At 66.4% G+C, this 20,874-nt stretch carries 22 protein-coding genes and 1 pseudogene; 15 read left to right on the plus strand and 8 right to left on the minus strand.

The window, feature by feature from the left end; genetic code table 11:
• Positions 1-4: 4 nt before the first annotated feature.
• Positions 5-739 carry a GntR family transcriptional regulator gene (locus WKW77_RS25740; protein WP_340359732.1) on the minus strand — a complete coding sequence of 245 codons (735 nt, stop codon included), beginning with the start codon at positions 737-739 and terminating at the stop codon, positions 5-7.
• Between the two features lie 297 nt (positions 740-1,036).
• Here WKW77_RS25740 and WKW77_RS25745 point away from each other — a divergent pair, with 297 nt between their 5' ends.
• The 10 genes from WKW77_RS25745 to WKW77_RS25790 all read left to right on the plus strand — a co-directional run bounded on the left by WKW77_RS25745 (position 1,037) and on the right by WKW77_RS25790 (position 10,860).
• Positions 1,037-2,359: an aromatic ring-hydroxylating dioxygenase subunit alpha gene (locus WKW77_RS25745; protein WP_340359733.1), complete on the plus strand. Its 1,323-nt coding sequence runs from the start codon at positions 1,037-1,039 to the stop codon at positions 2,357-2,359.
• 11 nt (positions 2,360-2,370) lie between these two features.
• Positions 2,371-3,810 (plus strand): glutamine synthetase family protein, encoded by a 1,440-nt coding sequence (locus tag WKW77_RS25750; protein ID WP_340359734.1) that lies wholly within the window; start codon positions 2,371-2,373, stop codon positions 3,808-3,810.
• 9 nt (positions 3,811-3,819) lie between these two features.
• Complete coding sequence (locus tag WKW77_RS25755; protein WP_340359735.1) at positions 3,820-4,143, plus strand: 2Fe-2S iron-sulfur cluster-binding protein; 324 nt, start codon at positions 3,820-3,822, stop codon at positions 4,141-4,143.
• Positions 4,143-5,375 carry an NAD(P)/FAD-dependent oxidoreductase gene (locus tag WKW77_RS25760; RefSeq protein ID WP_340359736.1) on the plus strand — a complete coding sequence of 411 codons (1,233 nt, stop codon included), beginning with the start codon at positions 4,143-4,145 and terminating at the stop codon, positions 5,373-5,375. The genes WKW77_RS25755 and WKW77_RS25760 overlap by 1 nt, the downstream gene beginning before the upstream one ends.
• A gap of 72 nt (positions 5,376-5,447) precedes the next feature.
• Positions 5,448-6,632, plus strand: a complete 1,185-nt coding sequence (locus tag WKW77_RS25765; protein ID WP_340359737.1) for an ABC transporter substrate-binding protein — start codon at positions 5,448-5,450, stop codon at positions 6,630-6,632.
• An 18-nt stretch (positions 6,633-6,650) separates the two neighbouring features.
• Positions 6,651-7,511 carry a branched-chain amino acid ABC transporter permease gene (locus WKW77_RS25770; protein WP_340359738.1) on the plus strand — a complete coding sequence of 287 codons (861 nt, stop codon included), beginning with the start codon at positions 6,651-6,653 and terminating at the stop codon, positions 7,509-7,511.
• Positions 7,508-8,476 (plus strand): branched-chain amino acid ABC transporter permease, encoded by a 969-nt coding sequence (locus WKW77_RS25775; protein WP_340359739.1) that lies wholly within the window; start codon positions 7,508-7,510, stop codon positions 8,474-8,476. The genes WKW77_RS25770 and WKW77_RS25775 overlap by 4 nt, the downstream gene beginning before the upstream one ends.
• Positions 8,473-9,264, plus strand: coding sequence for an ABC transporter ATP-binding protein (locus WKW77_RS25780; protein WP_340359740.1), 792 nt, complete (start codon positions 8,473-8,475; stop codon positions 9,262-9,264). The genes WKW77_RS25775 and WKW77_RS25780 overlap by 4 nt, the downstream gene beginning before the upstream one ends.
• A 161-nt stretch (positions 9,265-9,425) precedes the next feature.
• A complete protein-coding gene (locus WKW77_RS25785; protein WP_340359741.1) occupies positions 9,426-10,136 on the plus strand; it encodes an ABC transporter ATP-binding protein in 711 nt (236 codons plus the stop codon).
• 4 nt (positions 10,137-10,140) lie between these two features.
• Positions 10,141-10,860 (plus strand): type 1 glutamine amidotransferase, encoded by a 720-nt coding sequence (locus tag WKW77_RS25790; protein WP_340359742.1) that lies wholly within the window; start codon positions 10,141-10,143, stop codon positions 10,858-10,860.
• 27 nt (positions 10,861-10,887) lie between these two features.
• Here the strand turns inward: WKW77_RS25790 and WKW77_RS25795 are convergent, their stop codons facing one another.
• The gene (locus WKW77_RS25795) at positions 10,888-11,085 is read right to left on the minus strand and encodes a hypothetical protein (RefSeq protein WP_340359743.1); all 198 of its coding nucleotides are present in this window, start codon (positions 11,083-11,085) and stop codon (positions 10,888-10,890) included.
• 66 nt (positions 11,086-11,151) lie between these two features.
• Between WKW77_RS25795 and WKW77_RS25800 the strand changes: the two genes are divergently transcribed.
• The 4 genes and pseudogenes from WKW77_RS25800 to WKW77_RS25815 all read left to right on the plus strand — a co-directional run.
• Positions 11,152-11,352: a hypothetical protein gene (locus WKW77_RS25800; RefSeq protein ID WP_340359744.1), complete on the plus strand. Its 201-nt coding sequence runs from the start codon at positions 11,152-11,154 to the stop codon at positions 11,350-11,352.
• A gap of 1,942 nt (positions 11,353-13,294) precedes the next feature.
• Positions 13,295-13,738, plus strand: a complete 444-nt coding sequence (locus tag WKW77_RS25805) for a hypothetical protein (RefSeq protein ID WP_340359745.1) — start codon at positions 13,295-13,297, stop codon at positions 13,736-13,738.
• 335 nt (positions 13,739-14,073) lie between these two features.
• Entirely contained in the window at positions 14,074-14,280 is a 207-nt protein-coding gene (locus WKW77_RS25810; protein WP_340359746.1) for a hypothetical protein, read from the plus strand.
• A 179-nt stretch (positions 14,281-14,459) separates the two neighbouring features.
• Positions 14,460-14,774 (plus strand): annotated as a pseudogene (locus tag WKW77_RS25815) (FAD-dependent oxidoreductase); the annotation flags it as partial.
• Here the strand turns inward: WKW77_RS25815 and WKW77_RS25820 are convergent.
• Complete coding sequence (locus WKW77_RS25820) at positions 14,683-15,678, minus strand: YihY/virulence factor BrkB family protein (protein WP_340359747.1); 996 nt, start codon at positions 15,676-15,678, stop codon at positions 14,683-14,685. The pseudogene WKW77_RS25815 and the gene WKW77_RS25820 overlap by 92 nt on opposite strands.
• 24 nt (positions 15,679-15,702) lie before the next feature.
• On the minus strand, positions 15,703-16,557 hold the full coding sequence (locus WKW77_RS25825) for a nucleotidyltransferase (protein ID WP_340359748.1): 855 nt from the start codon (positions 16,555-16,557) through the stop codon (positions 15,703-15,705).
• A gap of 155 nt (positions 16,558-16,712) precedes the next feature.
• Between WKW77_RS25825 and WKW77_RS25830 the strand changes: the two genes are divergently transcribed.
• The gene (locus WKW77_RS25830) at positions 16,713-17,483 is read left to right on the plus strand and encodes a metallophosphoesterase family protein (RefSeq protein ID WP_340359749.1); all 771 of its coding nucleotides are present in this window, start codon (positions 16,713-16,715) and stop codon (positions 17,481-17,483) included.
• 27 nt (positions 17,484-17,510) lie between these two features.
• Here the strand turns inward: WKW77_RS25830 and WKW77_RS25835 are convergent, their stop codons facing one another.
• From WKW77_RS25835 to WKW77_RS25850, 4 genes are all read right to left on the minus strand, one after another.
• Positions 17,511-18,473: a branched-chain amino acid ABC transporter permease gene (locus tag WKW77_RS25835; protein ID WP_340359750.1), complete on the minus strand. Its 963-nt coding sequence runs from the start codon at positions 18,471-18,473 to the stop codon at positions 17,511-17,513.
• Positions 18,474-18,565: 92 nt separating this feature from the next.
• Positions 18,566-19,420: a branched-chain amino acid ABC transporter permease gene (locus WKW77_RS25840; protein WP_340359751.1), complete on the minus strand. Its 855-nt coding sequence runs from the start codon at positions 19,418-19,420 to the stop codon at positions 18,566-18,568.
• Positions 19,421-19,433: 13 nt separating this feature from the next.
• Positions 19,434-20,138, minus strand: coding sequence for an ABC transporter ATP-binding protein (locus WKW77_RS25845; RefSeq protein WP_340359752.1), 705 nt, complete (start codon positions 20,136-20,138; stop codon positions 19,434-19,436).
• Entirely contained in the window at positions 20,131-20,874 is a 744-nt protein-coding gene (locus tag WKW77_RS25850) for an ATP-binding cassette domain-containing protein (protein ID WP_340359753.1), read from the minus strand. The genes WKW77_RS25845 and WKW77_RS25850 overlap by 8 nt, the downstream gene beginning before the upstream one ends.

The following is a 20,874-nucleotide window of genomic DNA, read 5'->3' on the forward strand; positions in this document are numbered from 1 at the left end:
GCGCTCAGCTCCGGCCCTTTCCGGCCACGAGGCGGATGCCCGGCATGAGTTCGGCCGCCAGCTCAGGCCGGTCCAGCGCGTAGTCGAGATTCATGCGCGCGATCTCGACATGCTCTTCGCCCAGGGCTTGAGCCCGCGATCCCTGGCCCCGCTCGATCGCCTGGACCAGCGCGTGGTGCTGGCGATGGGCCTGTTGCATCCACTGCTGGCCTTCTTCCATGGACGACTGCATCGGCAGCATGGCGCTGGGCGAGGCGAACGGCTGCCCAACCAGCAGCTCCATGATCCGCTTGAGCGTCGAATTGCCGCAGCCGTCGATGATGAGCCGATGGAAGGTGTCGTTCATCTCGACGTACGCCGCGTAGTCGTCCAGTTCCATCTGCGGCTTGTTCACTGCCTTGTCGCCGGCATCGAGGCAGTCGTTGAGGTCCCGCAGCAACTGGCGCGGCGCGCCTTCTTCGGCGAGCAGCCGGGCCGCGAAGCCCTCGATGACACCGCGCACGCGGATCGCGTCGGCGATCTCGCGTGAGGTGAAGCGCCGCATCTGGTAGCCGCCGGCGGGCGACGGCTCGATCAGCCCTTCGTGCTCCAGGCTGCCCAGGGCAAGGCGCACCGGGGTGCGTGACGCGCCCATTCGTTCGGCAAGGGGAATCTCCGCAAGACGTTCCCCCGGGACGAACTCGCCCTTGAGGATCATGTCGCGCAGCTGTACCAGCACCCGGGATTGTTGAGAGTCCATATCGGCGACTGCATGCAATAGAGAGCACTCATTCTATCTGCATGCCTGTGATCGCACGCAAAGAAGCGAGTCTGGCCCGGTTAATGCATGCACATGGACGCATGACGAGTGATTTTGGCAGCTGCGCACCACCCGGAGGCGTCTATGAGCGCAAAAAGGCGATCAAAAGGTAGGTGTTTACCCGCGACTTTATGTGCTTCGACCGCGTCATCCATTGACCTGCATCAATCTTCAGGCGAACAATGCGTGCCATTGCATGCAATCGCGTGCAGTCACCCCAATTTCTAGGAGTTCCCCATGATCAGCGCTGAAAAGAATGACCTGATGACCCGCGTCGGGCCCGACCTGCCGGCGGGCAAGCTGCTTCGCCGCTACTGGCAGCCCGTGGCCCTCGCCGAGGAGTTGAAGGGCCCGCGGCCCCTCAAGCCGGTGAAGCTCATGGGCCAGGATTTCGTGCTCTTCCGCGACCCGCAGGGCAAGCTCGGCATGCTCGATCGCGACTGCCCCCATCGCGGGGCTGACCTCGCCTTCGGCCGCCTGGAAGCCGGCGGACTGCGGTGCGCATTCCACGGCTGGCTGTTCGATGCCAGCGGCCAGTGCCTGGAAACGCCGGCCGAGCCCGCGGGCAGCAAGCTCTGCACACGCATCCAGCAGTCGGCCTATCCGGTCGTCGAGAAGAGCGGGGTCGTCTTCGCGTACATCGGCGAAGGCGAGCCGCCGGCCTTCCCCGACTTCGATTGCTTCGTCGCGCCCGACAGCCACACCTTCGCGTTCAAGGGACTGTGGGAATGCAACTGGCTGCAGGCGCTGGAGGTGGGGATGGACCCTGCGCACGCCTCGTTCCTGCACCGCTTCTTCGAGGACGAGGACACCTCCGAGAGCTACGGCAAGCAGTTCCGCGGCGCCTCGGCCGACTCGGAGATGGCGATCACCCAGGTGCTGCGCGAATACGACTGCCCGGAGATCCGCGTCGCGCCTGCGCCCTACGGCATGCAACTGACCACGCTGCGCAAGCTCTCCGAGGCGCAGACCCATGTGCGCGTCACCAACGTCGTCTTTCCGCAGGCCTTCGTGATCCCGATGAGCAGCGAGATGACGATCTCCCAATGGCATGTGCCGGTGGACGACACGCACTGCTACTGGTATGCGATCTTCACCAGCTTCACCGGAGCGGTCGACAAGCAGCAGATGCGCGAGCAGCGCCTGGGCACGATCGAACTGCCCGAATACACCTCGCGCAAGAACAAGCGCAACAACTACGGCTACAGCGTCGAGGAACAGCAGAGCCAGACCTACACCGGGATGGGCATGGACATCAACGTGCACGACCAGTGGGCGTGCGAGTCGATGGGGCCGATCCAGAACCGCACCCGCGAACACCTCGGCACCACCGACAAGGGCATCGTCGCCTACCGCCGCATGCTGCTCGAAGCCATCGACAGCACGATGGCCGGGGGCGCGCCTCCGATGCAGCCCAATGCCGAACAGGCCAGCGCGTTCACCGGGCCGCCGTCCATCGATGGCGTGGCGAGCGCCGCCGACGTCGAGACGTACTGCCGCGACGCCGACCTCGCGCGGCGCCGGAGCAGCGACTGGGCGTGCGCACGCCTGTCCGCCTGAGAGCGCCGATCATGGAAAGCTTCGTCGAACGCTTCGGCCTCTGGTCCGCCGACCAGCGCAAGCAGGCCCAGGAGGTCATCGAGCGCCTCAAGTCAGGTGAAGTGGATGTGGTCCGCTTCGCCTGGCCCGATCAGCACGGCATGCTTCGCGGCAAGACGCTGGTCGCGCATGCCGCCCAGGACGCACTGCTGGAGGGGGTCAACCTGACCTCCACCCTGCTGGCCAAGGACACGTCCCACCGGACGGTCTTCCCGGTGTTCTCGGCCGGCGGCGGCTTCGACAACGCCGGCATGCAGGGCGGCGCGGACTTCAAGATCGTGCCGGACCCGGGCACCTTTCGCGTGCTTCCCTGGTCGCCGCGCACCGGCTGGGTGCTGTGCGATGCCTTCACGACGGACGGCAAACCCTGCCTGTTCGGCACACGGCAGATCCTGCAGCGCGCCGTCGGCGAACTGGACGTGATGGGCCTGGAGTTCGTCGCCGGGCTCGAAGTCGAGTTCCACGTGTTCAAGCTCGACGACCCGAGCCTGCGCCTGGAGCATGCCGGGCAGCCCGGCGAACCGCCGCGCGTGTCGCTGCTGACGCAGGGCCACCAGTACCTGACGGAGCTGCGCTACGACCGGGTGGAGCCGCTCATGGACCTCCTGCGCTCGCACCTGATCGCGCTGGGTCTTCCGCTGCTTTCGCTGGAGATCGAGTTCGGGCCCAGCCAGTTCGAACTGGTGTTCGGGCCGACGGCGGGCCTGGTGCCGGCGGACACCATGGTGCTGCTGCGAAGCGCCATCAAGCAGATCTGCCAGCGTCATGGCTATCACGCGACCTTCATGTGCCGGCCGCGCATTCCCAACGTGATGTCCAGCGGCTGGCACCTGCACCAGTCGCTGCGCAGCAAGCCGGATGGCCGCAACGCCTTCGTGCCGCAGGACGATGCCACCGCGCTGAGTCCCCTGGGCATGCACTACCTGGCGGGCCTCAAGGCACACGCACGCGGCGCCGCGCCGCTGGCCAGTCCCACCATCAACGGCTACCGGCGCTACCGCCCCTTCTCGCTGGCGCCCGACCGGGCGATCTGGGCGCGCGACAACCGCGGCGCCATGCTGCGGGTGCTCGGCGGAGCCGGCCAGAACGCGACGCGCATCGAGAACCGCGTGGGCGAGCCGACGGCCAATCCGTACCTGTACCTCGCGTCCCAGATCTTCTCGGGCCTCGATGGCATGCGGCGGCAGCTCGACCCGGGTCCTTCGGCGGACGCCCCGTACGAAACACCCGCCGATCAACTGCCGCTTTCCCTGGGCGATGCGCTCGCCGCGCTGCGCGCCGACACCGTGCTGGCGGAGCAACTCGGCACGCGCTTCGTCGAGTACTACTGCCACATCAAGGAGGCGGAGATCGCCCGCTTCAACCTCGAAGTCAGCGAGTGGGAACACCGCGAGTACTTCGACATGTTCTGAGCTCTTCCCATGCCCACCATCCACTACATCCTCAAGGACGGCAGCACGCGCAGCATCGACGCCAAGGTCGGTGCCAGCGTCATGGAGACCGCCATCCACCACAACGTGCGCGGCATCGATGCCGAGTGCGGCGGGTGCTGTTCGTGCGCGACCTGCCATGTCTACGTCGAAGACGCATTCATGGACCGGCTGACCCCGCCGGACGACATGGAGAACGACCTGCTCGAGGGCGTTGCTTCCGACCGCCTGCCCGGCAGCCGCCTGGGTTGCCAGATCGTCATCACGCCGGCGCACGAAGGGCTCACCGTGCGCATTCCCGAGAGCCAGGTGTGATGAACGCCTCTTCCGCGCTCGTCATCGTCGGGGCTTCGTATGCCGGCACCCAGCTGGCTGCGAGCGCCCGCGAACTGGGCTTCGACGCGCCCATCGTCCTGCTGGGCGAGGAACGCCATGCGCCGTATCAACGCCCGCCGCTCTCGAAAGGGGTGCTGACCGGAAAGACGTCCCTCGACGCGCTGCCGCTGCGAGGCGCGGACTTCTTCGATGCCCAGGGCATCGAGCTTCGCCTCGGGCATCGGGCGACTGCATTGGACCCCGCAACGCGGACTTTGACGCTGGACGACGGCAGCACCCTGAAGTACGGCTCCCTCGCGTTGGCCATGGGCGCGCGTTGCAGGCCGCTGCCGGTTCCCGGCAATGACCTCGAAGGTGTCTTCAACCTTCGAACGCTCGACGACGCGCTGCGCGTGTCCGATGCGCTGTCGAAAGCCACGCGGGCCTGCGTGGTCGGCGGTGGCTTCATCGGCCTGGAGGTCGCGTCCGCGCTGGCGGCACGGGGCGCCGCCGTGACCGTCGTCGAGAGCCAGCCGCGGCTGCTCGCACGCAGCTTTCCGCCGCTCATGTCGGAGTACCTCGCCGACGCCCATCGCCAGCGTCATGTGGACCTCGTTCTCGGCCGCGGCGTGCGCGCGTTGGGCGGCGCGTCCGGGCGCGTCGAGTACGTCGAACTGGACGATGGCCGCCGGATCGAGTGCGACATGGTCGTCCTCGGCATCGGCGTGCAGCCCAATGTCGAGCTGGCGCAGCAGGCGGGCATCGCGTGCGACAACGGCATCCTCACCGATGCACTGGGACGCACCAGCGCGCCGAACGTCATGGCCGTCGGCGACGTCGCCAATACCGAAGCGCCGGTGTTCCCCGGAGGACCCGCGCGCATCCGGCTGGAATCCATCCAGGCGGCCAACGACGGCGCGCGCGCCGCCGCGAGTGCGCTCGCGGGCAAGCCTCAACCCTTCGAAGGCGTGCCGTGGTTCTGGAGCGACCAGCACGACCTCAAGCTGCAGATGGCCGGTCTTCCGATGCCCGGCGATGAAGTCGTCGCGCGCGGCGACCTGCAGGCGCACCGGTTCAGCCTGTTCTACCTGCGCGATGGCGCGGTCGTGGCAGCGCACTCGGTGAACCGGCCGGCCGAACACATGCTGGGCCGGAAGCTGATCGCGCGCCGCGCGCGGATCGATCCGCGGCAACTGCGGGACGCGTCCTTCGACCTCAAGACCTTTCAGTGACGGGCCGGCGTCCGCCAGTTCCCCGACACGACGATTTCCACCGGCTCGCCGGTCAACCCTAGGAGTTCCTCGATGAAGATGACCAAGAGAACATTGTTGGGTGCAGCCATCCTGGCTTGCGCCGCTGCGCACGCACCTGCGTTTGCGCAGGACGCGCTGCGGATCGGCCTGATCGCCACCTACTCCGGCCCCTATGCCGACTACGGCCGCCAGTTCGACGCGGGCGTGGCGCTGTACCTCAAGGAGCACGGCGGAAAGATCGCCGGCCGCCCGGTGGAGATCATCAAGAAGGACACCGCGGGGCCGGCGCCCGATGCCGCCAAGCGCATCGCGCAGGAACTGGTCGTGCGCGACAAGGTCAGCGTGCTGACAGGGCTGGACTTCAGCCCGAATGCCTATGCCGTGGGCGCGGTCGCCACGCAGGCCAAGATCCCCACCCTCGTGATGAACGCGGCGTCGTCCGCGATCACCGGCAGCTCGCCCTATATCGCGCGCCTGTCCTTCACGGTGCAGCAGGTGACCGATCCGATGGCGCGCTACATGCTCAAGCAGGGCGTCAAGGAGGCCTACACGGTGGTGGCCGACTATGCGTCGGGCCAGGATGCCGAGACCGCGTTCAAGAAAGCCTTCGCCGCGGGCGGCGGCAAGGTGGTCGGCGAGGTGCGCACGCCGATGAACAACCCGGACTTCTCCGCCTACGTGCAGCGCATCAAGGACGCCAGGCCGCAGGCGGTGTTCTTCTTCTTCCCCTCGGGCGTGATGCCGCCGGCCTTCCTCAAGGTCTGGAAGGAACGCGGCATGGAGGAAGCCGGCATCAAGCTCTTCGCCACCGGCGAGGCCACCGATGACAGCTTCATGGAAGTCACCGGCGACGTGGCCCTGGGCCTGGTCACCAGCCACCACTATTCGTATGCGCATCCCAGCGCCAAGAACCAGAAGTTCGTGAAGGACTTCGAGGCGCAGTTCGGCAGCTCGCTGCGCCCGAACTACTTCGCGGTCACGGCCTATGACGCGATGGCGGCCATCGATCTGGCGCTGGCGAAGACCCAGGGCGACGCCTCGGGCGACAAGGTGATGCAAGCCCTCAAGGGCCTGTCGTTCGAGAGCCCGCGCGGCCCGATCGAGATCGATGCCGCCACGCGCGACATCGTGCAGACGGTCTACATCCGCAAGGTCGAGAAGGTGGGCGGCAAGCTGGTCAACGTGGAGTTCGACAAGTTCGATCGCGTCAAGGACCCCGCGAAGGAAGCCCAGTAAGTCCCTCGATTGCGCACCATGGCTATTGTTATCTTCGATGGAGTGGCCTACGGGATGCTCCTGTTCCTGATCGGGGTGGGCCTGTCCATCACGATGGGGCTGATGAACTTCGTCAACCTCGCGCATGGCAGCTTCGCCATGGTGGGAGGCTATGCGGCCAGCGCCCTCATGGGTCGACTGGGGCTGGGCTTCTTTCCGGCCCTGGCCGCCGCCTTCGTGGCAGCGGCGCTGGTCGGCGCGGTGCTGGAGTTCGTCTTCTACCGGCGCCTGTACCGCGCCCATCCGCTGGACCAGGTCCTGCTTTCCATCGGACTGGTGTTCGTCTCAGTGGCCGCCTTCACCTGGGGCTTCGGTCCCACGATGCAGCCGTTCTCGCTTCCTTCCTGGCTGGAAGGGCAACTGACGGTCGGCAGCATCGCGGTGGGACGCTACCGCCTGTTCCTCATCGTGGCCGGTGTGCTGGTGCTCGCGGGGCTGCTCCTCGTCCTGGGCAAGACACGCTATGGGGCGATGGTGCGCGCCGCGGTGGACAACCAGCGGGTCGCCGGCGGCACCGGCATCCACGTGCAGCGGCTGTTCTTCCTCACCTTCTCGCTCGGCTGCGGCCTCGCGGGACTGGGCGGCGCGCTGAGCCTGGGCATGCTGGGTCTGGAGCCGAGCTTTCCGCTCAAGTACCTCGTGTACTTCCTGATCGTGGTGTGCGTCGGCGGCGCCGGCACCATCGCGGGACCGTTCATCGCCGCACTGCTGGTGGGCATCGTGGACGTGGCCGGCAAGTACTACCTGCCCGAAGCCGGCGCATTCCTCATCTACGTTTTCATGATCGCCATGCTGCTGCTGCGGCCGCATGGCATCGTGCCTCGCAAGGGACTCACGTGAAGAACACTTTGAAGCTCACGCCGCAAAGGCAGCGTGCCGCCGAGGTCGCCTTCTGGCTCGCGCTGGCCGGCAGCTTCTTCCTGCTGCCTGACCAGCTCACCCTGATGAGCCAGATCCTGATCTTCGGCCTGTTCGCCGTCTCGCTGGACATGGCCCTGGGCTACGCCGGCATCCTCACCGTCGGCCATGCGGCCTTCTTCAGCGCCGGCGCCTATGTGGCGGGGCTGTTGGCCAAGCATGGGTGGGGCGAACCGATCAGCGGCTTGCTGGTGGCGCTGTTCGCCTCTGCGGCGCTCGGCTATGCGCTCAGCTACCTGGTGGTGCGCGGCGCCGATCTCACGCGGCTGATGATCACGATCGGCGTGTGCGTGCTGCTGGCCGAGCTGGCCAATCGCCTGTCGGTCATCACCGGCGGCACCGATGGGCTGCAAGGCATGGTGGTGTGGCCGGTGCTGGGCCTGTTCGAGTTCGACCTGTTCGGCAAGACCGCCTTCGGCTATGCCTTCGTGATCGTGCTGCTCATGTTCCTGCTGGTGCGCCTGGTGCTGCGATCGCCGTTCGGCCTCGCGCTGCGCGGCATCCACGACAGCCGCAAGCGCATGCTGGCCATCGGCTCGCCGGTGGAAGCGCGGCTTCGCATGGCCTATGCCTTTTCCGCGGCGGTGGCCGGTGTTGCCGGCGCGCTGCTGGCGCAGACCACGCAGTTCGTGGGCATCGAATCCATCGGCTTCAACCGCTCAGCGGAGGTGCTGATCATCCTGGTGCTCGGCGGCACGGGACGTTTGTATGGCGGCATGGTCGGCGCCATCGTCTACATGCTGGTGCACGACTGGTTCGCCGACATGAATCCGCAGTACTGGATGTTCTGGCTCGGCATCTTCCTCATCGCCGCAGTCATGCTCGGACGCGGGGGGATCATGGGCGCGCTGTCGCGGCGCTTCCGCACCGGGGAGCCGACCCGATGAGCGCCGTGCACGCATTGCAGACACGAGGGCTGGGCATCAGCTTCGGCGCCTTCCATGCCGTGGCGGACGTGGACCTCACGCTGGAGCCGGGCGCTCGCCAGGCGCTGATCGGCCCCAACGGGGCGGGCAAGACGACGCTGATCAACCTGCTCACCGGCGTGTACCGGCCGACGGCGGGATCGATCCGCATGGGCGACCAGGACATCACCGCGCTGAGCTGCGACCAGCGCGCCCGCCTGGGGCTGGCGCGGACTTTCCAGATCAACACGCTTTTCCCGAGCCTCACGCCGCTGCTGTCGGTGGTGCTGGCGATCAGCGAGCGCGAAGGCCTGGCGGCCACGTGGTGGCGTCCGTTGAAGCGCTGCACCCAGGTCTTCGACGAGGCGCACGCACTGCTCGTGCGCCTGCGCCTGGACGACCTCGCGAACGTCCCGGTGGCCCAGCTCGCCTATGGCAAGCAGCGCCTGCTCGAGATCGCGCTGGCCCTCGCCGCGCGCCCGCGCATCCTGCTCCTGGACGAGCCTGCAGCGGGCGTTCCCGAGGACGAGAGCGGCGAGCTCTTCGAAGTCATCGCCGACTTGCCGAAAGACATCAGCATCCTTTTCATCGAGCACGACATGAACCTCGTCTTTCGCTTCTCGCGCCGGATCTCGGTGCTGGTGGCCGGCCGCATCCTCACCGAAGGCGCGCCGGCCGAGATCGGCAGCGACCCGCGCGTGCGCGAGGTCTACCTGGGCAACACCCATGTCGCCGCACATGCGGCCATCGCGAGGGCCGCGTATGCCTGACATGAAACTCGCCCCCAGCCTCGCCCACTTCGTGTGGCTCGGGCACCCCCTCTCCGGGGGCAACCCCGGCGGCCCGGCAGAGCCGGTTCCGCGGGGTTCCTGGTCTTGGCTGTGCCGGCTGCATGTGATGCGGGCGGTGCACAACGCAATGGAGAACTGAGATGCTCGACTTCGATCAAGTCACCGCCGGCTATGGCAACGCGGTGGTGCTGGACCGCCTGTCCTTCTCGATCGCGCAGGGCCGGAGCCTGGCCGTACTGGGGCGCAACGGCGTGGGCAAGACCACCCTGCTCGAAACGCTGATGGGCAACACCCGCGTGACGAGCGGCGCGATCCGCTGGGGCGGCGACGACATCACGCGCTGGCCCGCGCACCTGCGTGTGCGCGCAGGCCTCGGCTGGGTGCCGCAGGAGCGCGAGGTCTTCCCCTCGCTGACGGTCGAGGAGAACCTCGCCGTCGTCGCGCGGCCGGGCCCCTGGAACCTCGGCCGGGTCTACGACTTCTTTCCGCGGCTGCGCGAGCGCCGTGCCAACTACGGCAACCAGCTCTCCGGCGGCGAACAGCAGATGCTGGCCATCGGCCGCGCGCTGATGACCAACCCGGCGCTGCTGCTGCTCGACGAGCCGATGGAAGGCCTTGCGCCCATCCTCGTCGAGGAGCTCGCGCGGTCGATCCGGCGTTTGTGCGAAAGCGAGGGTCTGGCATCGGTCGTGGTCGAACAGCATCCGGTGCTCGCGCTGGAGATGACCCACCAGGCGATCGTGCTGGAACGGGGCACCGTGGTGCATGCGGGCCCGAGCGCCGAACTGGCCGCCGACGTCGCGCTGCTCGACCGGCTGCTGGGCGTCGGTATCGAAGAAATCCCGGGCTGATGCGATGAAGCCGATTGCCGTCTTCCAGCACACCGAAGTCGGGGCCCCCGGCACCGTGGTCCCCATCCTGCAATCGCTCGGCCAGGCGGTGCGCGTGATCCGCATCGTCGACGGCGAGCCGGTGCCGGAGAGCGCCGAGGGCTTCTGCGGCCTCGTCTTCATGGGCGGCTACATGGGCGTCCATGACGGCCTGCCGTGGATCGCGCGCGAACTGGCGCTGATCCGCGACGCCGATGCGCGCGGTCTGCCGGTGGCGGGGCATTGCCTCGGCAGCCAGCTGGTCGCACTGGCGCTGGGCGGCAGCGTGGCGCGGCATACCGCGCCCGAGATCGGCTGGCAGCCGCTGCAGACGGGAAGCGGTGCGCTCGCGCGCGACTGGTGGGGTGAATTTGCCGGGGGAGAAGTGCAGACGTTCCAGTGGCATGGCGACACGTTCCAGCCGCCGCCGGGGGCACTGCAGATCGCACGCAGCGATCACTGTTCGAACCAGGCCTTCGCCCTGCGCGATCGTCACTTGATGCTGCAGTCACACCTGGAGATGACGCCTGCGCTCGTCTCGCTTTCGCTCGAACGCAATGGCGAGCAACTCAGGCGGCAGTTCGCCGCCGGCAATCCGGCCGTCAGCGATCCCTCGGATGTGCTCGGCGACCTCGACGCGAGAACGGCGCGCATGCGCACGGTTCTCGCGCGCCTCTACGCCCGCTGGGTTCGTGGCTGCGCCTAGCGCATCGGCGAACCACGAGCGCCGGCATCAGTAGCGGTACGGATTCTCCGGACGGCGGTCGTAGCGGTCCGGCACGCCGTCGCGGTCGTAGTCACGCCGCCAGCCGTGAGGCGGTGGAGCAGGCCGGCTGTAGTACTGGCCCTGCGGGGGACCGGCGTCATAGGGATAGGCCACGCAACCGGCGAGCGCGGCAGCGGCGAGGAGGAGTGGAACGAGGACTTTCATGGCGTCCAAGTTGCCCTCATCGATGCGGGGCGCCACCGGCCTGTTCGCCCGTGTTCGAGTAGGCGCATGCCGCTAGTTCCGCTTGCATGGGGTCAGGATGCCGCTCTTGCAGAGATGCTCCTGGGTGCGCTTCCAGCGCGGCTCTATGCGCGGCTCTATGGGCGGCTCGGGCAGACCGTATCCGTCGGAATGACGAGGTACTGGGACGTGCCACCCTGGCGACAGACCTTCATCTGCTTCTTCTGGGGAGCCGACGTGGCGCTGTAAGTGCCGCCCCCACCGGAGGCGAGAGCAGGCCGGGCTGGAGAGGTGCTTGCTTTTTGCTCGTAGTTCTGCTGCCCGCTCCGGATCGCGCTCTGTATCGCAGCGTCTTGAGATGCGGCCTTCTGTGGGCTCGGGGGTGCGCATCCTGCAAGCGCCGTCAAGCACAGGGATGCGAGCACTTTCATGATGACCCTCCTCCGGAAGCCCGAACTACGCGGCATTCATTCTTTGGTGACCACGAACCGATTCCCGCGGCGCACCCGCTCGGCACTGAGTGATGCCTTGTAGCAGGGCGAGCAGGCGCAAAAGGAGACAAAAGTATCACTGGCACTCGGGTTAGTAAATAAGACGAACGCTCGATTCTTTTCTTGCCATCGTTCACCTATGGTCACGCAGCCTGCTGAGCGGCGCCACGCCTCTGCGTAGCGACACTCCGCCGGTCCAGCAGCCGGCCTGGCAAGGGACAACTGCAAGAAATAGCGGCCTGCGCACCCCGTTCGTACAGCACCTCATCGAGCTGCACGCCCCGCCCAAGCATATGAACAAGGGGAATCAAAGTGACCGACGCACTCCACCGATCTCGAAGGGTTCCACCGCGGGAACGCAGGCGTTGATCGGCACTGCGCCGAGTGGGTAGCGCGATTCAAACGGTCAGACATCGTCCTGCTAACGGCCGTGCAAAGGGCCGACTGCCCGGATCGACTTCGCCGCCTGCATCCAGGAAGCCAGCCTGATCAGACCGCCGACCCATCCCTGAGACGCCCTCCGCTCGCTGCCACGCTCATTGCCATGACGAAAATCTGCGAGACGTGTCACACCGCAAACCGGGACGGGGCCAAGTACTGTCGAGGATGCGCAGCGCGGTTCGGCCTCGTTCGAAGCGCAGGCATCGAATTGGATGGATGCCTGCTCGAAGAAGAGGCGCCGGCGGCCGCAAGAACGCCGGTACGCGGTGCCGGACTGCCTGCGCCGGTCATCCAGCCTGTGCGAATGCGGGCGGTGACAACGAGCGAGTATCCCGTCGTACCTCACAGAGCCAGGAAAAAGGGGGAGTTCGCTTCGCGCCTCGCTCTTCCTCCCGAACTCGACGTGAGCGTCTTGTTGCTCCTGATCGGCGTTGTCCTGCTGAACGCGATCTTCGTGGGGTGGTATCTGCACCACAAGAGCGACAGGAGCCAGGCGACGCCTCGCCAGGTCTCGCGGATCCAGACTCTGCAGGTTCCGCTTGCGGCACCGGCGGAGAGTTCGCTGCTGACGTCCGCGCCGGCCGCAGCCGTACCGGTCGCCGTCCAGCACCTCGAGCCCACGCCATTGCCGCAAGAGGCTGCGCTTGCGATGCAGGTCGATGCTTCGGCCTTGGCTCTGCCGCAAGCCGCCGCGTTCGAGGAACATCCTCCCGGCACGCAACGGCCTCCCGATACCGGCGAAACGGCCGGGTCAAAGGGTTTCGATGCGCAAGTTCCCGGCGCGCCCGATGCACCAGCCCCGGCAGCAGTGCGGGAGCGTCGCGCGAGTGCTACGCCCAACGAAAGGAACCAGGCCTTGGCCGCGCCGGGCACCACCAGCCGGCGTCGTCAGGCGTCCGGCGTGCCGGGCGTCGCAAGCATCCAGCCCCCCATTCAACCGGAGCAGTCCGCCATTGCCCCGCAAGCGACGGTAGCGAAGCAGACTGCAGTGATGGAGCGGAAGGCTGCCAGCAATGGGGCACGCTGCGATCCGTACAACCCCTTCGGTGAGGCCATCTGTGTGAGCGTTCCTGTGCCGGGCATGCCAACGTCGGGTTCTTCCGACGCCGTCGCACCGTCCGGTCAATCCGCCGCCGGGATGGCCGCGTCCAAAGGCTTGACCATGTCAGCGGGTTTCGCCGTGGCGAACAGCCTCGCTGATCCGGGCGGCGGCGGTTCTGGCGGAGGTGGAGGGGGCGGCGGAGGAGGGGGCGGCGGAGGTGGAGCTGGTGGAGGTGGGGCCGGTGGAGGTGGGGCCGGTGGGGGTGGAGCCGGTGGGGGTGGAGCCGGTGGGGGTGGAGCCGGTGGGGGTGGGGCCGGTGGAGGTGGAGCCGGTGGGGGTGGGGCCGGTGGAGCCGGGGCCGGTGGAGGTGGGGCCGGTGGAGCGGGGGCCGGTGGAGCTGGAGCCGGTGGAGCTGGAGCCGGTGGAGCTGGAGCCGGTGGAGCTGGAGCCGGCGGAGCTGGAGCCGGCGGAGCCGGGGCCGGTGGGGCGGGCGCCGGAGGCGGTGGCGCCGGTGGCGCCGGTGGTGGCGGAGCCGGTGCCGGCCCCGGCGGCGGAGCCGCTGGCGGTGGATCGGGTGGCGGAGCCGGCGGGACCGGGGGCGGACCGGGTGGAAACGGCCGCTGAGGCAGCCGGCCACCGCGCCCTTTGCCCGCCCACGTGATGCCGGTGCGATTCCTGCACACGATGCGCTCCGTTCCCGACATGGGCGCGCCGAACGAAGGCAAGCCGGCAGGCACGCAAACCGGGAATCGGCGGGCAGTGGAACGTCCTCTGAAACGGTCGGGGGTCGCTCCAACGATTCGGCCTCGTCCAAACAGCACGGCTGAAGCGCCGAACGAGGGAGCGCAAAAGCGTGTGGGCCTGGTCCTACTCCGTGGCGCGCCCTGGGCCTAGTTCCACCAGCAGGTCCGGACGACACCATCTGCGGCCCGCGCCAGATCGGCGAGCGGACTGGTGCGCCGGGGCTTTCGCCCCCGATGAATGGAGACAAGAGAGATGCCACTGAAGTTGCTGGCGCAGATGGGCAAGGAACCGCTGCCCACGCTGGTCCGCAAGGACGATTCGAAGAACAAGGTTCTCGCGCTGAAGGCGGCCGGACTTGTCTATGCGCTTGAATCCGAGGACGAGGACGAGATGCTCGTCTGCCTGACCGACAAGGGCCGCCGTGCGCTCGAACCCACGCCCGGATCGCCGTCCCACTGAGGGGCTGCCAGTCGCTGCATCGAACTCGCCGGGGAACGGCACCGGGAACGCGTAGGCACCCGCGGCCCCTGGCGAGCGGTTCAGAAGCGGATCCGTGCGCCGGGCGTGGTCGCAAGCAAATGCACTTCTTCGAACTGCTTGAGCACCGCGGAGCTTGCAGCAGGTGGATCAACGTCGCGCTCGGGGTGTTTCCCCAACTCGCCGATCTGCAGATTCCGCATGCATGGGGCGGTTTCGTCGACATCACGATGAACAAGGCGCCGGACTTCGGTCGGCTGGGCCGCAACATCTATTACCTGCAAGGCTTCTCGGGGCATGGCGTGGCGCTCTCGGGCATGGCGGGCAAGCTGGCGGCCGAGGCGGTCGCGGGGCAGGCCGAGCGCTTCGACCTGTTCGCTCGCATCAGGCACCGCCGCTTTCCCGGGGGCTCGCCGATGCGGACGCCGGCGCTGGTGCTGGGGATGATGTATTACCGGCTGCGAGACATGCTCTAGGGCTGCCCACTTGCCGACCTGGACGCCGCGATGCCTTGGCAGCCCCCTGGCGGAGCACCCCGTTGATCTCCGCGCCATAGATCAAGGTCGTCGCGCTGATGTACAGGAAGATCAACGTCGCGACCACGCCCGCGAAGCTGCCGTAGATCAAGACCAGCTTTCCGGCGGTGCGCAGCGTGTACGAAAGGACGGCGGCGGCTCCCACCCACAGCGCTGCGCCCACCAGTGCGCCGGGCAGCACCGTCACCAGCCGCTGATGGGTGTCGGGAAGCCAGCCGTACACCAGCGCATACAGGACCACCAGGGTCACGTAGGCCAGGGCGTAGCGCACCGCGTAGTTCAGCCAGATCACGTCCGGTCCGACGCCCGCACCCGCTTCCAGCAGTTGCCAGAGGTACGGCAGGACGATGATCGAACTGAAGGCAGTCATCACGCCGATGACGACGACGATGGTGAAAAGCGTGACCTTGAGGCGCGCCTTCCAGAACGAAACGCCCTGCTCGATGCCATACGCGCGGTTGAGCGCGGTGCGCACCGCCTGCACGCCCGAGGAGGATGCCCAGATCGTGCCGACGATGCCCAATGCCAGCAGCGCCTGGTTGCGTTGGGCGAGGACCTGTGCGATGACCGGTCGCATCGCATCGCGGACCACCTCGGGTGCATAGCCCATGACCCGTTCGACCAGCGCTGCGACATCGCCGGGATGGCCGATGTAGGGTGCGATGGCGGACACGAAGATCAGCAGGGGAAACATCGCGAGCACGGAGGAGAACGCCATGCTGCCCGCCTGATTTCCGCTCTGATGCACGATGTGGTTGCGCACGGCGAGCAGGATCACGCCCAGGCCCGGGGTCGCCAACGCCGCACGCTGCAGGCGGCTGATCGCATCCGCAAGTCGTTTCATGCTCCGCCGCCGATTGGCTGCCAACTAGGCGCCGTTCCGAGGGCGCGCACGTGTGGGGTGCATGCCGGGAATGGCCTTCGTCCATCTCGCGACATCCCGATTCGTCATCGTGGTCGCGCGAGTCAGTCTTGCGTCCAGATAGCCCAGGCTTTCGATGTCGTGGAGGTACTGTTCGCGCGACAGCAGGGTCCCTGCACACACCTGCTCGGTTGAACTGGGGGGATGGTGTGTTTCCTCCACCAGGCGATCCGTGAGCCGGCTCATCACGCCGGGAGGAATTCGATGACGCTCTCCCGGATAGATGTAGCCGAAGAGAGTGAGATGCGCCAGCAGCACCCGCCAATGCGGTCCGAAGCTGGCGAGCAGCCTCTCCCAATCGATCCGCTCGGCATTGGTCTGCAGCAGATGTGCGACATCGCCTCCGTCGAATCGCTCGCGCTCCATGAGGAAGGCCTTGGACAGCAGCGCGTCCTCCACGTTCGCAATCCGCACGGGAACTCCCAGGGTATCGGTTCTGCTGTTGCCCCGGAACCATCGCTTGTCGACGGGCGCGAGGCCGTTGCCGGAGTTGAAGATGAGGTCGATGAACTCTTCGCAGTTCCGGACCTTTGCCAGCCAATGCGGATAGGTCATCTCGACCTGCCATCCGCGGCGCTGCATCAGCCTTTCGATGCGCTGGTAGTCCTCGCGTCTGATGAAGAGGTCCAGATCCTTGGTCGCTCGCCGGATGCCGGTGTGGAACGCGTGGGCGAACGCCCCGCCTACAAGAAAGGGAATGCGTGCACGCGTGAGGGCCTGCAGGGCCTCACGATAGAAATCGGCGGCGAACGGATCGATTTCCTCATCGAGCGAGCGCGCCGGCGCGGCAGAGCGAGTCATGGGCCAACACTAAGCGCCCGCTGCGCCAGCCCACGAGGACCGGGGCTCCACCGATCGTCGGCAGGAGCCTACGGCTCTTGCGGGGCGACGCCGATAGTGACCCGATCTGCACATGGGAGGCTTCTGCCAGTTGCATTGGCATCCTTCGAAGCATCATGGCCATTCCAAAATCTTCTTCTCACGTCCGCTTTGCGGCGGTCGGCGACATCCACGTCCACAAGGATTCAGCCGGAACCTTGCGCGGCTTCTTCGCGCAGGCCGCCGACGAGGCGGACGTGCTGCTGCTCTGCGGCGATCTCACCGACTACGGAACGGCAGCCGAAGCCCGCGTGCTGGTCGACGAACTGGGCGCCGTCTCGATTCCCGTCGTGGCAGTCCTGGGCAACCATGATTTCGAATCCGGCACGCCAGAGGCCGTGACGGAGGCGCTGGTCAAGGCGGGCGTGCGGGTTCTCGATGGCACCGCCTGCGAAATCGAAGGCGTGGGCATTGCCGGTGTGAAGGGCTTCGCGGGCGGCTTCGGCAGGGGATCACTGGGTGCCTGGGGCGAGCCGGCCATCAAGCTGTTCGTGCAGGAAGCGCTCAATGAGGCCATGAAACTGGAATCCGCGCTGGCCAAGCTGCGCACCAGGCAACGCATCGCGCTCCTGCACTACTCGCCGATCGCCGCCACGGTCGACGGTGAGCCCGTCGAGATCTTCCCGTTTCTCGGGAGCAGCCGGCTCGAGGAGCCGCTGCTTCGCTATGCCGTGGATGCGGTGTTCCATGGCCATGCGCATCGCGGCACGCTCGAAGGCCGTACGGTCAATGGAATTCCGGTCTACAACGTCGCCAAGCCGCTGCTGCAGCGCACCCGACCGGATTCGCCCCCGTTCTTCCTGTTCGAATTGCCCAGGGAGGCCGCCGACACTCCTTCGCAGAGCTGAACCGGCCGATAGATTGCACTGGCTACTCTAGGTCGAGGTCGGGTTTCCGACCGCAGGCTTGGCGACGGATGCACTGCTGCAAATGATTCGCGGGTTGGCGTGAGTGCGCAACCGCCTCGGTACTTGAAGTGCGAAGAGTCTTCCGAAGACGCCCCCCGGGGAGAACACGACCACGACGACAAAGACCGCTCCGAGTACAAGCAGCCAATAGCTGCCAAAGCGCTCGGAGAGCATCGACTCCACTGTTCTCACGAGTACGGCACCAAGGAGCGCCGCCATCAGGACCCCCCTGCCACCGACTGCGACCCAGATGAGGACTTCAGTGGACAGTCCAGCCCCGATCAGTGTCGGCGAGACAAAGCCGAAGAACGTGGCGAAGAGGGCGCCGGCCGTTGCCGAGATCATGGCCGAAAGGACCAGGGCGGTCGTCCGGTGCAGCGGGACGTTGAATCCCAGGAACGCGGCGCGCTTGTCGTTGTCGCGTATCGCGGCGACGACGGTCCCGAACGGCGTGCGAGACAGCCATAGAAGGAACAGGTAGGTTGCGAGCGATGCGCCGAATGCCACGAGGTACTGGGCTGCCGGGTCACTCAGGTGCTCGGCCACGACGGCCGGAAGGGTCAGGGGCGGGATTCCGAAGAGACCGTTGTTCCCGCCGACGAAGTCCCATCGCCCGGTGGCCATCTCCAGGATGACGGCCCCACAGAGGGTGGCAACGCCGAAGTACGCGCCCGACAGGCTGCGACCGTAGAACAGAATGGCTCCCAGAATTGCTGCAAACGCTGCGCTGATCGCGAGGGCCAATGCAAAGCCGTTGAGCGCGGTCGCCGGGATGCCGGGGAGCATGTCGAGCGACACGAGCCCCATCGAGTAGGCGCCTATTCCGAAGAAGATCGCCTGGCCGAACGACAGGATGCCTGCATGCCCCCACAGGAAACCGAGGGCGAGGGCGAAGATGCCGTAAGTCAGGAACTGCGCGAACTGCGCCATGGCCCACTCGCCAAGCACCAGCGGGATCACGCCGATGGCAACCCAGACCAGTGCCGTCAGCCACGAGGAAATGGATCGATGATGGGCCATGGCTATCGCTTTCCAAGGAGTCCGCTGGGGAAGAATCTGAATACCAGGATCGCGAGTGAGAAGACGACGATCTGTGCAAATACCGGGTCCCGCAACGCCGCAAGCCAGGTATTGCCGCCCGAGATCAGCGCCGCGCCCGTGACGACGCCAGCAAAGCTGGTGGTTCCGCCAACCAGGATCGAGAGGAATGCCGGGATCAGAAAACCCGAACCCATCTGGGGATCGACGCTCATCAACGGTGCCATTGCCGCACCGGCGAACCCCGCCAATGCCGCTCCGGCCATGAAGGTGCCTACATCGAGGCGGCGGGTGTTGATTCCGAGTGAACCGGCCATCTTTCGGTTGGCGATCACGCCCCGGATCATCAGGCCCGTCGGGGTTCGGTAGAGCAGTACGAAGGTGAGCGTCGTCAGCGCGACGGACGCGGCCATCACCAGCAGCTTGTACGCTGGATAGGAGACACCGAGGACGGACACCGTGGTGGCAACCGGGTCGCCTACGCCCTGCGAGGTGGGTCCGAAGACAACGACGATCAGCTGCTTCAGCATCAGGGAGAGGCCCCATGTCGCCAGGATCGAGTCGATGAATCGGTGATAGACGAATCGCACGATTGCGATCTCCACCATCCAGCCGACGACGCACAACACGAGGGGGGCTGCCAGCAAAGCCCACCAGAAACTCAGACCCGCCTTGGTGATTGCGACAGCGGTGTAGGCGCCGACGAGAAAGAACTCACCATGCGCCATGTTGATGACGTTCATGAGCCCGAAGATGACGACAAGACCCAGTGCCACGAGCAACAGGACGAGGAAGTAGCTGACACTGTCGAGCAGGACAGCGAGGAGATCTGTGTTCATTTCATCTCACCGGTTAAGCCGATAGGTAGCGATGCACCAGCGGGGAATCGGGACGAAGCTCGCTGACACTGGCTTCGTCCGAGATCGATCCGCTTTCGATGAAGAGGCACCGGCTCGCCACGGCGCGTACCAGATCAATGTTTTGCTCGACGAGGAGCACCGCCAGATTCTGTTCGGCCGCAATGCGTTTGATCGTCGAGCCGACCTCCATCACGATGGACGGCTGTATGCCCTCCGAAGGCTCGTCGAGCAGGAGCAGGTTGGGTCGGCCGACCAGGGCTCGCATGATCGCGAGTTGCTGTTGTTGTCCTCCGGACATCGTTCCCGCGCGCTGGCGGCGACGCTCGGCGAGGACCGGAAACGTCGTCCAGGCCCAGTCCGGCAAGGTCCTGGAAAGACCTGGCTTGCCGAGGATTCCCATGAGGAGGTTCTCCTCGACCGAGAATTCGGAGAATATCTCCCGCCCCTGCGGCACGTAGCCGACGCCGAGATGCGCGACTTCGAATGCCGCTCTCGACATCAACTCCTGGCCGTCGAGCCGCATCGACCCCTTGAGATGGGGGAGGTGCCCGGCGATGGCGCGCATCAAGGTGGTCTTTCCCATGCCATTGCGCCCCATCAGCGCGGTCACCGTCCCGCGCTCGAGCTTCAGCGAGACATTGCGTATGACCTCGCTGCCGCGTTGGTAGCCCCCGACGAGTTCGTTCACTTCAAACATGGCTGGCGGTCCCCAGATAGGCTTCGCGGACTTCGGGATTGCTGCTGACTTCGGCGTAGGTTCCCGTGCAGAGCACCTTCCCGCGCAGCAGTGCAATGACCTCGCACTGGAGACCGGCGACGAAGCTCATGTCGTGCTCGATGGCGAGGACGGTCCTGCCGTGGTCGCTGGAGATTCTCCTGATGAGCTCGACGGTTTGTTGCGTCTCGCGCATCGTCATCCCGGCGGTCGGTTCGTCGAGGAGAAGCACGGCGCTGTCTCCGGCCAGCAGCATGCCGATCTCGAGCCATTGCTTCTCACCGTGGGCGAGGTCCTCCGCCAGCATCTCCGCACGGTGCTCAAGGCCGATCGTGCGCAACAGCTCCGTGAGCGAAGCGACGTGCCGGGTCGTCGTCAGGCGTTCGATGGCGGATCGCTTTGCCATGAACGCGCACTCGACGTTTTCTGCAACGCTGAGCTCTGGGAAGATGCTCGGGGCCTGGAACTTCCGCAGGATGCCCATTCGTGCGATCCGCGACGGAGAGATCCCGGTGATCTCCTTCCCGGCGAACCAGATGCTGCCCGCGGTCGGACGCTGCTCCCCACTGATGATCGAAAGCAGCGTTGACTTGCCGCAGCCATTGGGGCCAACGATGCAATAGATGCGCCCGGCGTCCAATGAAAGGTCGATGCATTCGAGCGCGCGAACACCGCCGAAGTGCTTCTTGACACTCCGGACTTCAAGCAAGGCAGACAC

This window comes from Variovorax ureilyticus, assembly GCF_037889935.1.
Taxonomy (GTDB): domain Bacteria; phylum Pseudomonadota; class Gammaproteobacteria; order Burkholderiales; family Burkholderiaceae_C; genus Variovorax; species Variovorax ureilyticus.